The organism is Sphingobacterium sp. Ag1 (genome assembly GCF_000988325.1).
Taxonomy (GTDB): Bacteria; Bacteroidota; Bacteroidia; order Sphingobacteriales; family Sphingobacteriaceae; genus Sphingobacterium.
The window spans coordinates 37,283-51,105 of sequence record NZ_LBGU01000025.1 but is presented as its reverse complement, the minus strand read 5'-3'; the positions used below and the strand labels follow the sequence as shown (position 1 = coordinate 51,105).

12 protein-coding genes and 1 other RNA gene are annotated in these 13,823 nt (G+C 39.7%); 5 read left to right on the top strand and 8 right to left on the bottom strand.

The genetic code is table 11. The features are described from left to right. Positions 1 to 724: 724 nt before the first annotated feature. Positions 725 to 1,219: a hypothetical protein gene (locus AAW12_RS04455; RefSeq protein ID WP_046672404.1), complete on the bottom strand. Its 495-nt coding sequence runs from the start codon at positions 1,217 to 1,219 to the stop codon at positions 725 to 727. Between the two features lie 175 nt (positions 1,220 to 1,394). Here AAW12_RS04455 and AAW12_RS04450 point away from each other — a divergent pair, with 175 nt between their 5' ends. Further along, positions 1,395 to 2,450: a fatty acid desaturase gene (locus AAW12_RS04450; protein ID WP_053003521.1), complete on the top strand. Its 1,056-nt coding sequence runs from the start codon at positions 1,395 to 1,397 to the stop codon at positions 2,448 to 2,450. 10 nt (positions 2,451 to 2,460) lie between these two features. On the opposite strand, the gene AAW12_RS04445 is transcribed toward AAW12_RS04450, so the two are convergent. Then, positions 2,461 to 2,934 (bottom strand): helix-turn-helix domain-containing protein, encoded by a 474-nt coding sequence (locus tag AAW12_RS04445; protein ID WP_046672402.1) that lies wholly within the window; start codon positions 2,932 to 2,934, stop codon positions 2,461 to 2,463. Positions 2,935 to 3,377: 443 nt separating this feature from the next. Next, positions 3,378 to 3,560: a hypothetical protein gene (locus AAW12_RS04440; RefSeq protein ID WP_046672401.1), complete on the bottom strand. Its 183-nt coding sequence runs from the start codon at positions 3,558 to 3,560 to the stop codon at positions 3,378 to 3,380. Positions 3,561 to 3,823: 263 nt separating this feature from the next. On the opposite strand from AAW12_RS04440, the gene AAW12_RS04435 reads away from it, so the two are divergent. Together AAW12_RS04435 and AAW12_RS04430 are read left to right on the top strand one after the other, a co-directional pair. Continuing rightward, positions 3,824 to 4,711 carry a sugar phosphate isomerase/epimerase family protein gene (locus AAW12_RS04435; protein WP_046672400.1) on the top strand — a complete coding sequence of 296 codons (888 nt, stop codon included), beginning with the start codon at positions 3,824 to 3,826 and terminating at the stop codon, positions 4,709 to 4,711. Between the two features lie 117 nt (positions 4,712 to 4,828). After that, positions 4,829 to 5,647, top strand: a complete 819-nt coding sequence (locus tag AAW12_RS04430) for a universal stress protein (RefSeq protein ID WP_046672399.1) — start codon at positions 4,829 to 4,831, stop codon at positions 5,645 to 5,647. Between the two features lie 59 nt (positions 5,648 to 5,706). On the opposite strand, the gene AAW12_RS04425 is transcribed toward AAW12_RS04430, so the two are convergent. Beyond that, entirely contained in the window at positions 5,707 to 6,150 is a 444-nt protein-coding gene (locus AAW12_RS04425) for a hypothetical protein (RefSeq protein ID WP_046672398.1), read from the bottom strand. Positions 6,151 to 6,234: 84 nt separating this feature from the next. Next, complete coding sequence (locus tag AAW12_RS04420; RefSeq protein WP_046672397.1) at positions 6,235 to 6,738, bottom strand: GNAT family N-acetyltransferase; 504 nt, start codon at positions 6,736 to 6,738, stop codon at positions 6,235 to 6,237. A 562-nt stretch (positions 6,739 to 7,300) separates the two neighbouring features. Here AAW12_RS04420 and AAW12_RS04415 point away from each other — a divergent pair. Beyond that, positions 7,301 to 8,494 carry a DUF5009 domain-containing protein gene (locus AAW12_RS04415; RefSeq protein WP_046672396.1) on the top strand — a complete coding sequence of 398 codons (1,194 nt, stop codon included), beginning with the start codon at positions 7,301 to 7,303 and terminating at the stop codon, positions 8,492 to 8,494. Between the two features lie 86 nt (positions 8,495 to 8,580). Beyond that, positions 8,581 to 9,612 (top strand): glycoside hydrolase family 18 protein, encoded by a 1,032-nt coding sequence (locus tag AAW12_RS04410; protein ID WP_053003520.1) that lies wholly within the window; start codon positions 8,581 to 8,583, stop codon positions 9,610 to 9,612. 35 nt (positions 9,613 to 9,647) lie between these two features. Here AAW12_RS04410 and ssrA read toward each other — a convergent pair. The 3 genes from ssrA to AAW12_RS04400 all read right to left on the bottom strand — a co-directional run bounded on the left by ssrA (position 9,648) and on the right by AAW12_RS04400 (position 13,749). Next, positions 9,648 to 10,015: a transfer-messenger RNA gene (gene ssrA / locus AAW12_RS26005) on the bottom strand. 326 nt (positions 10,016 to 10,341) lie between these two features. Then, positions 10,342 to 12,372: a M3 family metallopeptidase gene (locus AAW12_RS04405; RefSeq protein ID WP_046672395.1), complete on the bottom strand. Its 2,031-nt coding sequence runs from the start codon at positions 12,370 to 12,372 to the stop codon at positions 10,342 to 10,344. A gap of 171 nt (positions 12,373 to 12,543) precedes the next feature. Continuing rightward, positions 12,544 to 13,749 carry a pyridoxal phosphate-dependent aminotransferase gene (locus AAW12_RS04400; RefSeq protein ID WP_231585206.1) on the bottom strand — a complete coding sequence of 402 codons (1,206 nt, stop codon included), beginning with the start codon at positions 13,747 to 13,749 and terminating at the stop codon, positions 12,544 to 12,546. Positions 13,750 to 13,823: the final 74 nt, after the last annotated feature.

Below are 13,823 nucleotides of genomic sequence, written 5' to 3'. Positions count from 1 at the left end.
CCGTTGGTTAATAGAATGTTCGGCAAGGTATGAGCTTGCCGAACTGAATAGAGAAAGTAGTAGGACTTGCACATGGATATGTGTTGAGGATTGCTGAGGGGGTAACCAAATGCCTACTAGATATAAAGACGATTAGCTTCATGGCCGGAATTGATGTGGCTGTCGAAACCATCGATTGTAAATCATATCGCTTATACGAAGTAAGCATATTAACATGAATTCGGTGTTAAAATGTTGTTATCTTATTGTGATTAAGTGTGTTGTGTGTTTGTTTTTGAATTATTTTATTTCTCCTGTTGATGAATTTATTTCCCGGAAGGACCTTAATCCTCTTTCTAGGTTTATATTTCTGAGATAGCTGCTATTCCTGCTCCGATTAGTTCCGTCAGTTGCAACAAAACCTAGATATAGATGATATGTATCACTTTGGATTAGTTTCAGTATTTGAATAGATTCTTGTAGATCCATAATGTAATTTGAAGTAAAACACCCTGTGAAGCGTTTATTGGATTCTCAGGAATGAAGACTGCTCCCACTTTGCCCGAGGGAGGACATTTACACCCTGTGTTACATTCGCCATAGTATCAAATTAAATGTGTGGGGGTTTTAGTGTATTAGTTTTTTGGAGTGAAATCGCTTATTGGTGACTTCAAGGTTTGCACAAAAAAAGCAGACCTGATAAACGATCTGCTTTGACTGCTATGTAGGAGAAGTGGCTGTTACGTTAACATAGGAGTAAAATAAATATTGGGATCAGGGCCACCATAGAAAACATTATTGTCATGCGCTTTTGAAGATATAAGCTTATAGACAAGATTAATTCACTGTGCTCAAAGCTCTCTATTTTTCCGCCGTTGGCGAGTGAAGAAGGTCTGATTTCGACCACTTCTCCTTGCTCGTTCTCGATTTGCCAAGAAGTCATCCACCTATTTTTTGGGCTCCATGTGTATTTTTTATTGATCAGGCTAATGGTAGCCCTGCTAGTCCAGGCATTGTATTCGATGTCGCCGATCAGTTCATTGCGTTGATTGCGAATTTCGGTGTATGGATTGAAAAGGCCTTTATTTTTGAAGCAGTACTGATCGTTATGAATAGAGACATGAGCATCAAGATTCCAATCAATAGATGCTAAACTCCCAATAACTGCGTCATTGCGGTAAAGGATTGATTTAGTTCCGAGTAAATTATTTTTCCACTTGTAAATTAACTTCTTTTCCATAAGATTGGTCTTTATATGTTGATTTTAATTCATTAGTATCAGATCCGCTCGTTTTGTTACAGCCTTCGGGCATATTTTTTTGCCCTATTATAGCTTTTGGCATGGTTCCCCTGCACTCTAACATGTTAGAGGTCTGCGAAAAAATCCTTATTTTTACCAATTAAATCACATCGAATTGACACATCAGGAAAAGTCGAGCCAAATTAGGAGGGAAATAAATCTTTCCTACCAGCAGCTTAAAGGAAGGTATCCCATCTTAAAAAGTCAGAACAGTATCGGAGTGACCCTATTTGCACTTGCGATCCTGGCCATTGTCGTTGTATCGATAGCTTGGTCTCGCGCTATTGTTCCGACTTGGCTTATGATTGTCAGTAATGCTTTTTTTATGGGCGTATTGCATGAAATAGAGCATGATCTGATTCATTGGCTTTATTTTAAAAGGCAAAAGACCATTCATCATTTTATGCTTTTTAGTGTATGGATATTACGTCCATTGACTGTAAATCCTTGGATACGCAGGACCTTGCATCATCATCATCATAAATTTTCGGGTACATTACATGATGTTGAGGAACGTAGTGTTACGAATGGCGAGCAGTGGTCGATCAAACGTCTGTTAACAACCCCCGATGTTGTATTGGGTGGGCTCTTTCGACTGCATCGCATGTTTAATGATATGGACAGCGAGGTGAAAAATGGGAATCTGAAATTGGAGACTTCTTCAAAACTAAAACGGATTATGTTTTTGAGCATTGTTCCCGTGACGATTTTTGCACATGTGATTTTATATTTCTTCTTTGCAGACCTGTTAATTGGTTGGTTAAGTGAGGTTTTTGAGTTGAATTTGAGTTTTCCACACTATGTTAATAACATGTTGATAAGTCTGCATGGGATCATTTATGTTATTCTATTGCCAAATTTATTACGCCAGTTTTGTTTGCATTTTATTACATCAAACATGCATTATTTTGGTGATGTTGAGGCTGGAAATGTTATTGAGCAGACGCAGGTATTGACAGTTTGGTGGACTTTTCCGATGCAATTGTTTTGTTTCTTTTTCGGCTGGACACATAGCATCCATCATTTTGTCGTCAATGAGACATTTTACGTACGTCATATTGGCCGCAAGAAGGCACAAGAAATTTTGCGCAAGTATGGGGTTCGTTTTAATGATTTAGGAACGTTTAGAAGAGCAAACCGTTTTCGTGAGCTTTCCAACAAAGAAGTTTAGTCCTTTTTATTTACCTCTTTTTTCGATAGGTTTTATAGTTACCGTGCTGCTGATAGACTAGGGCTCCCTCTTCACAATAGTTGGATAGGTAAACAGAGAATTTGTTGCTTTGGCTCTTGTCAATACCTAAGTGGGCCAATACCTCCGAAACACGTCGTGCTGAGTGAAAAAAATCCGAATGATAGACGAGGTCATCCAGTTTTTTGCTTAGGCTGATTCTTTCTTGTGCATCAGGAGGTAGGGAATAAGGCGAATTAAAGACAATATCATGCTGAAAAAATACCGTCGGTTGAATTTGCAGGCTACGACATAAGGTTAAAAAATTTGTGAGCGTTAAGTCTTTTCCCTTTTCTATACCATTGAGTGTTCCAGTTGAAATGCCCGTTAGATGGGACAGATCCCGCAGGGAATAATATAAGTCATTCCGTTTCGCGCGAAAGCGTACACCAATTGTTTCCAGTAATGCTTTATCTTCATCCGTCATACAACGAATTGAATGACAATTTGCGCAAAATATAGTTCATTATTTTGTTTAAAAATTTGTATTTATTATTTTTTGTTTTATATTTGTTATAACAGATGTTTTTAATCGGGAATGAGGTTTGTTTAATTTGCTAGACTCTACATCTCCGGCCTGTGTAAAATAACCATATAGTGAGTTATTATCTTATAGCACACAGGCGAAATGAAAAACGAAATAATTTTAATAGATATTGTCAATTTACCTGGCTTCGGTTTCCAAGAATCCGTCAAGTTCCGCCGGAGCCGTGGTAAGTTGTTCAGCACGTCAGCATGATGACCAATTCTGGTCAGATTCTACCAGATTGTGTATGACGACTCAAGTCGACTTACCCAGCTTCGGTTTCCAAGAATCCGTCAAGTTCCGCCGGAGCTGTGGTGAGTTGCATTGTTGCGACGAGTCGCTTGTTATTGTCCACTCATAAAGTAATAAATCAGATAAAATACAATCAATACACATACTGCAATAATCAGTGTGCGCTTGAGATTTCGACCGGCTGGTTCATCATCTTTTTCCTCTATGGCAACGTCAGGTAGTTTTTCTTCCTGTTTTTGATCGCTATGTTCGGGGGTATCATATTTATTTTCCATCACTCAAATTGTTTGTTATTGTAAATAGAACAGTTGCAAGTTGTAAATCGTTGAGTTGGGTATATTTTTATTCCTATAAAAAAGCATGTTATGGAGCGCTGAGCATGCGACGTGAATAAATAAAACGGTAAAGCATTGTGTTTTTTCGAGTATTTGCATACATTGCGGCTATAATTAACGCGACAAACCTAAACAACCTGTAAACCCGCGTTTACAAATAATTTTGCGTTAAACGAAGTCTATAATAAATAATTGAGCACTAAATGAAAAGAAGAACTCTTATTGGAACATTGGTAGCTGGATGTATGATGTTGGCTGTTAGTCCAACATTTGCACAACAGAAAGCTGCAAAAAAGGAAATTGGCCTACAGTTATATTCTGTACGTGAAGAAATCGGGAAAAACGTAAATTTCGACCAGATTCTGCAAAAGATATCAGCATTGGGTTATACAGGAGTAGAAGCCGCTGGATACAAAGATGGTAAATTATATAACTTGAGCCCACAAGAGTTTAAGGCAAAAGTTGAAAAAGCTGGAATGAAAGTGATTTCATCACATGCAACGAAAACGCTATCAGAGAAAGAGTTAAGCTCTGGTGATTTTACAGAATCCCTAAAATGGTGGGACGAATGTATTGCTACGCACAAAGCAGCGGGAATGAAATACATCGTCACGCCTTGGATGGATGTACCTAAAACACTTAAGGATCTGGAAACGCAATGTCGCTACCTGGATGCTGTGGGTGCGAAATGCCGTCAGCAAGGAATCATTTACGGATACCACAACCACTCGCATGAGTTTAGAAAAGTGGAAGATAAAGTGATGTACGATTATATGTTAGAGCATACAAATCCTGAAAATGTATTCTTCGAGATGGATGTCTATTGGGCGGTCATGGGGCAAGTTAGTCCGGTTGATTACTTCAATAAATATGCGGGCAGATTCAAGGCTTTGCACATTAAGGACCACCGCGAAATTGGCCAAAGTGGTATGGTCGGTTTCGATGCAATTTTTAACAATTCAAAAGTTGCTGGCCTGCAATATATTTTTGTTGAGCTGGAAGAAACACGTAACGATATTTATACCGGTTTACAACAAAGTATCGATTATCTGAAAAAAGCATCTTTTGTAAAGGCTAGCTACTTAAAATAGCCAAAAATCGGGAGAAAATTGACCCAGTTGAGACAATTTTCCGTTTGATAGATTTATTATTTTTCGTTAACTTGAATGTAATAAAAAGGGATTTTTTATTGATTTAAATTAGACCATATGAAACGGATTATTGTTGCCACAGACTACGCTGAAGAGGCCGAACACGCCTTAAAGTTTATTATGGAAGTATTTGCAGGAAAAGAATACGAACTCGTTTTATTTTCTCTTCAAAATCCTTCCATTCATGCGATGAACGCTCGACTTTCTCCCGATTCTATGTTCAAGATTTTTGAACATCAAAGTAAGATTCTACGACGTAAAGCCGAGGCGATTACGGCCGAAAGTGGTGTTTTGACTATTCCTTATCTTGCGGCAGGTTTGTTTTATGACCAGATGACAAAATGCATCCAGGAGACGAATGCGGATTTGTTGGTGATGGGAATGGCCAAACGTTCCTTTGATCAGGACATGCTGGGGAATACCACCACGGCAGCAATCAGTAAGTTAAAAATACCTATCCTTTCCGTTCCGCTGGGCGCAAAATTTACGGGTCTGGAGCATATTCTTTTTGCCTGTGATATTGTTCGTGGTGTACAAAAGGAAATTCTTGAAAAAGTAAAGGACTTTGCCGCTGAATTTGGAGCAGTATTGGAGGTTCTCAATATTCGAAAAACTGTTGAGCAGCTGAATGAGGAAAAAGGAAAAGAAACACGGGAAACCATCAACGATGTGATGGGAATCGTAAGTTATTACTACAAGAATGTAACTTCCAATGAGGTCGTAAAAGCGATCCGGGACGAGGTGAAAGAAAGCAGCACAGATCTGCTGGTTATGATTCCCTACAAATACGGTTTTTGGAGTTCATTGACCCACCGGAGTAAAACACGGATGATGGCATCGGGTCTGGATGTTCCTTTACTGACCATCTCGATCTAATTTTTTTTATTATAAAAGCCCAGGTGACTGAGATCAGCTGGGCTTTATCTTGATTGTACTTATTGAAATAGGGGGAGTATCTTATCCCAAATTTGTTGGTAGGCTTTATTGTCCCGGACGATTCCCTTATCTTCATCATAATAATTAGGTGCATCAAAGCTCCCTCCTTTACGCCTTTCTATTGAAAAAATATTTAGAACTATTTTTGATCTTTTAGCTTGTAAAGGGCTGATTAGGAAGTTGAAAATTAATTTTTCTCCTTCTTTATTGCTTAGAAAATTATTGTTTTCAAAATACGTACTGGTTTGAATAAATCCCGAAGGCCGATCGAGCTGTACAATAAAATATCCGCCATCCTGAAGTACTTGAATTATCTTGCTGTATGCCGAATCACTTGCGATCGGGATAGTTTTGGTACGCTCTGGATTTTGTGCCAACAGGGGGCTGGAAAAGAAGAATACATAAGCAATCAGCATCAAGGAGAATTGGATTAAATGTTTCATATTACCAAATTAAAGATCTTATCTAGTGAATACTTTAATTTAACAATTTTATTTTTGATGACAGCTAATTAGATTGTCACGTTGTTATTTAATTCGTATACCTAATATTTTTAGACTACGTTCTTCCTGATCCAAGGTTGCGATATTGGGTAAGTTGGCCCATTCCTCGAAACCCATTTTTTTAAATAATGTAATACTAGGCAGATTATGTGCAAAGATAAATCCCAATAAGGTATGTACGCCTAAATCTGGAGCTTTATCAATGCAGTACTGGAGAATCTGTTTACCCAGGCCCCGGCCGCGTTGCTGTTCGTCCAAATAGATACTAATTTCTACTGTTGCATCATAAGCTGGACGACCATAGAAAGATTGAAAACTTACCCAGCCAAGCACCTGGCTATTTACATCTTCTATCATCCACAGGGGTCTTTTCGAAGCGTTGTGTTCGTCAAACCATTTTTGTCTACTGGCAACAGATACGGGACTAGTGTCTGCAGTGACCATGCGAGAAGCTATTGTAGAATTGTATATTTCTACGATGCGTGGTAAATCTTGTTGCGTGGCGTCACGAAATTTTAATTGATTCATGGTTTGTACTATTTATTTGTTGGTTGGACGACGCTGATATTCTGTCCGAAGATAACCGGTGTTGCGAAGAACAGGCTGATAAAAAGAATGAATTTCATGTAGATCGGCTGTATCGTAAATTTGTTTTTGTCAAACTTAGATAAATTGCTTTTTATATGCAATACTATACAGATCATAAAGGTAACAATTCGAGTATGTATGCCATTTCTTTTTGTATGTTGATTGGCTCATAAGTTGTCGTTTATAAGAATTACTGCGGTAAATTGCATAATTTCTGTGTTTTATGAGTAAAATTTACACTAATTTGAATAAATATTTCACTATATAGTGTTATTTTTTTCTCATCTTAGATCATTCAAAGAAGCGGCATCAGTGTTATTGATGATAAATCTTTAGCGAAATAGCTTGTCTTTTCGTTATACAGGAATTTTTCTACGCGTGAATTTTTCACCAAGTTCCGGTCGCCATAAAATCACAAAAAAATTATCTAAGAAGGATCCAGGGAAGAGATCGGCTAAGCAGCTGCACTGTTAGCCACTTTTTTGAACATAACGAATCAATTATGAACGCATTGCAAGCTGTACCTACAATCCGAATCCGTTCAATGGATGTCATGCGTGGTTTCACGCTGTTCCTGATGTTATTTGTCAATGACTTGTTTATTCCAGGTGTACCTAAATGGCTGGTTCACTCTGAAGCAGATGAGGATGGAATGGGGTTGGCGGATTGGGTTTTCCCGGGATTTCTTTTTATGGTTGGAATGGCAGTGCCTTATGCTGTTGCGGCCAGGGAAAAGATAGGTTCATCGACAGCGGTCATTTTTGTTCATATGCTGATCAGAACATTAAGTTTATTGCTTATTGGGGTATTGATATTGAATGGCTCGCGAGTTGATCCACAGCTGACAGGAATGTCGCATTTGTTGTGGCTAGGATTGTTGTATGTATGCGTATTTCTGATTTGGAATTGCTATCCGAAAGATAGGCCATATGAGCCGATTTATAAAGGCTTGCGTGTCGTTGGTATCCTGGGAATTATTTATCTCGTATATATTTTCAAAGCGTCGGATGGAAAGGGGCTGGAAGTAGGATGGTGGGGGATTTTAGGGTTGATTGGATGGGGATATTTTGCTGCGGCTTCTATTTTCTTGTTGAGTCGGGGTAGGATAATCGTTGTTATATGTGGCTGGCTGATATTTTTTCTGCTCAATATTTTGGCTCACACGGAATTAAAAATTGAACTTGCTGGCATTGGACGGTATCTGCATGTCCTATTATCCGGTAATACACCCTGTATTGTGTTAGCCGGAACACTTGTGGGAATGCTTATGAAACGATATGCGGCAACGCCGCGCATCTTGTTGCGTATCTTGTTTCTCCTTGCCACGATCTGGCTGGCTATGGGTTTTGTTTTGCGTTTTTGGTTTATTTTATCCAAAATCCATGGTACGCCGAGTTGGGCATTGGTTTGTTGCGGGATTAGCGTATTGCTTTTGATACTGCTTTATTATTTCATAGACGTGAAAGGCTACCAGCGGGGTATGCGGGTTTTTGAGGAGGCTGGAAAGAACTCATTAACGACCTATCTTGCTCCCGATCTAATCTACTTTATCTGCTGGGGTTTTCATCTTCCCCTGTTCTTCTATAAACAATCGGAGTATATGGGCTTAGCTATTGCCGGTTCATTGCTTTGGGCTTTTGCGATGTTGTGGTATGCGATCTTGCTGAAGAAGCTACCTATTTATCTGAAACTGTAGGTCGCCCATAAGCATCGAATGCGCATACTTTAACGACCATATTTTAGGACAATCAATATCATCTTGAAACAAAATAAACAGCTATTATGGAATCTAAATTGAAATCAATACTTAGCCAGACCTTCACTGTTCTGTTATTGACTTTATTATTGTACCCTAGTGTAAGCCGTGCACGAGCAAAAAACAAAAAAGTTGTTATCGCCTATGTCACCTCCTGGTCTAAAGTGATGCCTGATCCGACCTATCTGACGCATATCAATTATGCCTTTGCACATGTCAGCGATAGCTTTGACGGCCTGCGTATAGATAATGAATCTAGATTGAAAGCTATTACGGATCTTAAGAAATTGCATCCACATTTAAAGGTATTGTTGTCTATCGGTGGTTGGGGAAGTGGCCGATTTAGTGAAATGGCAGCTGATGAAATGAATCGACAGAAGTTTGCCAAAGACTGTTTACGTGTCGTAAAGGAGTTTAATCTTGATGGGATTGACATCGACTGGGAATATCCAACGAATTCTTCTGCGGGAATTTCGTCTTCTATAGCCGATACGGAAAATTTCACCTTGCTCATGCACGATATTCGCAAGGCTATCGGTAAGAAGAGACTGTTGACTTTAGCTTCTGTGGCGAGCGGTAAGTATATTGCTTTTGACAAGATTAAGAATGATGTGGATTTTGTGAATATCATGACTTATGATTCGGGTCATCCGCCGTACCATCATGCGAGTTTGCATCGTTCCGCTATGTCGGGCGGTACAACCTGTGTGGAGGCTGTGAAGGCGCATGTCGAAGGGGGGATGCCTGTAGAAAAATTGGTGCTGGGAATTCCATTCTATGGCCGGGGCAATAAAACTGATGTCAAAGGTTTTATCGATTATAAAGATCTGCTTGCGTTGCAGGACTTTGAGCAGAAATGGGACGATGAAGCTAAAGCGCATTATCTTGTCAACGATAGAGGTGATTTTGTACTAACTTATGAAACGCCAGAGTCGATTGCATTTAAATGCGATTACGTACATAGGACGGGGCTGCTCGGTGCTATGTATTGGGAATACGCGGGAGATACAGCAGGTGGTGTTTTACGGGATGCAGTCTACAAAGGTATTATGCAATAAACAACAAAGCCGAACTTTAAGTTCGGCTTTGTTGTTTGTGGAGCTGGAGAGATTCGAACTCTCGTCCAGTCATGGTACTGTATACGCTTTCTACATGTTTAGCTTCTCTTTAATTGTCGAGCGAGGGAAGGTGAGTCGCTTACCTATACCGTACGCCGTAGTTGCTGTTTCTCACAAGTGCTTAGCAACATCACACTTGCCAGTTCTATTGTTCGATGCCCCGAATGTTAAACCAAAGAACAGGATCTAACGGGACAAATAGCTATGTTAAGTCTAACTTAAGCAGCTAAGGCGTAGTTTTCTTCGCCAGTTATAATTCTGAAAGTTCAGATTAAAGTGCTCTACTAACAACGCACTACATGCTTACATAACCGTCTCCATCCTGTCAATTCCGGTCAACCCCAATTATGTCTTACAAAGGTACTAATTTTTTGCTAAATGAGCAAGATATACGCGATTCTTGTTTAATACCCTAGTTTTGAAATGGAAAACAAATGACGCTTTTATAAAATTACTTAGGATCAGGTATGGCCAGTATAAAACCTATGGAATTCGTGAAATATTAATGTTGCTTGCAATTATGCAGTGTGAAATAAAAGTTATTTGATCGGCTGAATGCTCGGTATTTTCACAGGGACTTTGATAGGCAAGGAAGTTCTTGGTATACCTATGTTTCCAATAAAAAAGCTGGATTTTACATCCAGCTTTTTTATGATTTAATCAATCCAATTATTTGATCAATCCAGCTCTTTTCAATAGGGGTTCTACCGAAGGTTCCTGTCCGCGGAAGCGTTTGTATAGCACCATTGGATGTTCGGTTCCACCTTTTGAAAGAATATTATCCTTGAATTTAGTCGCGATTTCCTTATTGAAAATACCGTTTTGTTTAAAGTAGTCAAATGCATCGGCATCCAGGACTTCGGCCCATTTATAGCTGTAATAGCCCGAAGAATAACCGCCATTGAAAATATGGGAGAAGGCCGTACTCATGGCATTTTCCTTGACATCGGGATAGAGTTTTGTTGAGGCAAACTGTTCGTCTTCGAATGCTTTCAGATCTGAGATCGAAGTTGGATCCTGTCCATGCCAGCCCATATCCAATAGCCCAAAGCTCAATTGGCGCATAGTCGCCATCCCCTCAAGAAAGGAAGCGCTTTCGCGTATCTTTTCGACAAGTTCCATCGGGATCACTTCGCCAGTTTCATAGTGTTTTGCAAATAGCTCAAGGGCTTCTTTTTCATAGCACCAGTTTTCCATCACCTGACTCGGTAACTCGACAAAATCCCAATACACAGATGTTCCAGATAGTGTAGGATAAGTGCTGTCAGCGAGCATACCATGTAGGGCGTGTCCAAATTCGTGAAATAATGTTGTCACTTCCTGAAAGGTCAACAGCGAAGGTTTTGAAGCTGTAGGACGCGTAAAATTGCAAACAATAGAGACATGAGGACGTTCTTGTTTACCATCTTGAATGTACTGTGGTTTGAAAGAGGTCATCCATGCCCCATTTCTCTTGCCCTTACGCGGGAAGAAATCGGCATAGAAGATAGCCACTAATTCACCGTTGTCTTTACTGACTTCAAATGTTTGTACTTCTTCGTGGTAGGTATCTATTGTATCGACTTCTTTGAAGTTGATGCCAAACAAACGATGCGCTACTTCGAAAGCGCCTTGTAAGACATTTTCGAGTTTGAAATAAGGTTTGAGCTTTTCATCGTCCAGATTAAAGCGTTCTTGTTTCAGCTTTTCGGCATAATAGGCGCCATCCCATTTTTCCAGTTGGTCTATGCCATGCAAGTTTTTTGCAAATTGGGATAATTCTGCAAATTCTTTTACCGCTGCTGGTTTCGCTTTTCCAAGCAGGTCGTTTAGAAATTCCTTGACTTTGCCTGGGTCTTGTGCCATACGTTCGGCAAGGACAAAGTCGGCATGGGTAGCGTAGCCTAATAATTTGGCCCGTTCGAAGCGAAGTTTTACAATTTTAAGGACATTGTCCACGTTGTTGTGCTCGTTATCTTGAAATCCTTTGCGGCCTGCCGCGAGGGTAATTTCTTTGCGAAGTTCCCGATTGTCGGCATACGTGACAAAAGGAAGGTAGCTTGGAAAATCCAGGGTAAAAAGCCAGCCTTCTTTTTCGTTGGCTTTAGCCAGAGCATGTGCAGCTTCTATGGCACCCTCTGGAAGTCCGGCAAGATCTTTTTCGTCTGTTACCAACAGCTGGTAGGCATTGGTTTCGGCGAGGACGTTCTCGCCGAATTTCAATTTTAAAAGCGATAGCTCGGCATCTATTTCGCGGAGTTTTCCTTTTTGTTCATCATTCAAAAGAGCTCCGTTGCGTACAAAATCCTTATAGGATTTTTCCAATAGAGTCGTTTGTTCTGCCGTCAATGTCAGTTGATCTTTCTGATCGTATACAGCCTTAACTCGTTTGAAAAGATCGAAATTTAAGGTGATATCATTTCCTAAAGCAGATAATTTTGGGGCTACATCCTGTGCGATTTTTTCAAGATCGGCGTTGGTTTCAGCGGAATGAAGATTGAAAAAGATATTGGACAAGCGGTCTAGTGTTTGTCCTGAGTAAGACATCGCAGCGATCGTATTGTCGAACGTTGCCGTTTCGGGATTGTTGACGATTGCATCGACTTCATCTTTTGTCTGCTGAATAGCTTCATCAAATGCGGGAATATAATCTTCGTTTTTTATCTGTGAAAACGGAGCCGTGTCGTGCTGCGTTTTAAATTTCTCTGTTAAAATACTCATAGGAGTAAATGTAATAAATATTTATTTCAAGCGATAGCATCTACTTAAATTATGGAGCTGAGATGATATTTGACCGAATCGGCGTTTAAGCTGTGTCGAAAACGTATGGGGAATTGGCACTGCATAAAAAAAGAGCCCATAGGAGCTCTTTTTTTATATTGGGATAAGCGACTAGGCTAGTTTTCCTAGTGCTTCTTTGATTCTTTTTAAAGCTTCGATCAAACTTTCATCTGAAGCTGCATAGGACAAACGGATGTAGTTGTCGTTACCGAATGAATCTCCACCTACAGTGGCTACGTGACCAATATTCAATAAGTACAATGCCAAATCAGATGAGTTTTTAATGACATTACCATCTTGGTCTTTTTTACCAAAGAACGAAGAGATTTCAGGGAAGAAATAGAATGCACCCTCTGGTAGATTTGTTCTTACACCTGGGATTTCACTCAATAGATCGTATACCAATTGGCGACGACGAGCGAAAGCTTCTTTCATTTTGTTGACAGATTCTAATCCTTGTTCATAAGCGACGATACCCGCACGTTGAGAAATTGAACAGGTACCTGAGGTTGTCTGTCCTTGTAATTTATCATTTGCGGCGGCAATGGTTTTGTTAGCAGCGATATAACCTAAACGCCATCCCGTCATTGCAAATGCTTTTGAAAAGCCATTGATGATGATCACTCTATCTTTGATGCTTTCAAATTGTGCGATGGATTCGTGTTTATCTACAAAGTTGATATGTTCGTAGATCTCATCGGATAGGATAAATACCTGCGGATGTTTTTCGAAAACTTCAGCTAATGCAGCCAATTCATCTTTGCTGTAAACTGTTCCAGTAGGGTTGTTTGGCGAAGAGAACATGAACAATTTGGTTTTGGGTGTAATTGCCGCTTCCAATTGTGCTGGTGTAATCTTAAAGTTATTGTCTATCTCTGTATTGATAAATACCGATTTTCCTTCTGCTAAAACGACCATTTCGGAGTATGATACCCAATAAGGTGTTGGGATAATTACCTCATCACCGGGGTTGATCAAAGTCAAAATTACATTAGACAGGGATTGTTTTGCACCTGTAGAAACAACAATTTGAGAGATATCATAATCTAAATTGTTTTCTGTCTTCAACTTGTTTACAATTGCCTGGCGCAATTCTGGGTATCCCGGTACCGGCGAATAACGCGTCCAGTTTTCATCTAGGGCTTTCTTCGCTGCATCCTTTACATGCTCAGGGGTGTTGAAATCAGGTTCACCTACGCTAAGGCTAATTACATTAACGCCTTTTGCTGCTAATTCGCGGCCCAACTTGGTCATTTTAAGTGTAGCCGATTCGGACAAATTATTTATCCTGTCTGATAAGTATGATGATGTGCTCATGGTAAGACAAAGATATTACATACGTTGCAAATAATCTTCTTTATTTTTGAGAATTTACAAAGAAAAGTAGCTCT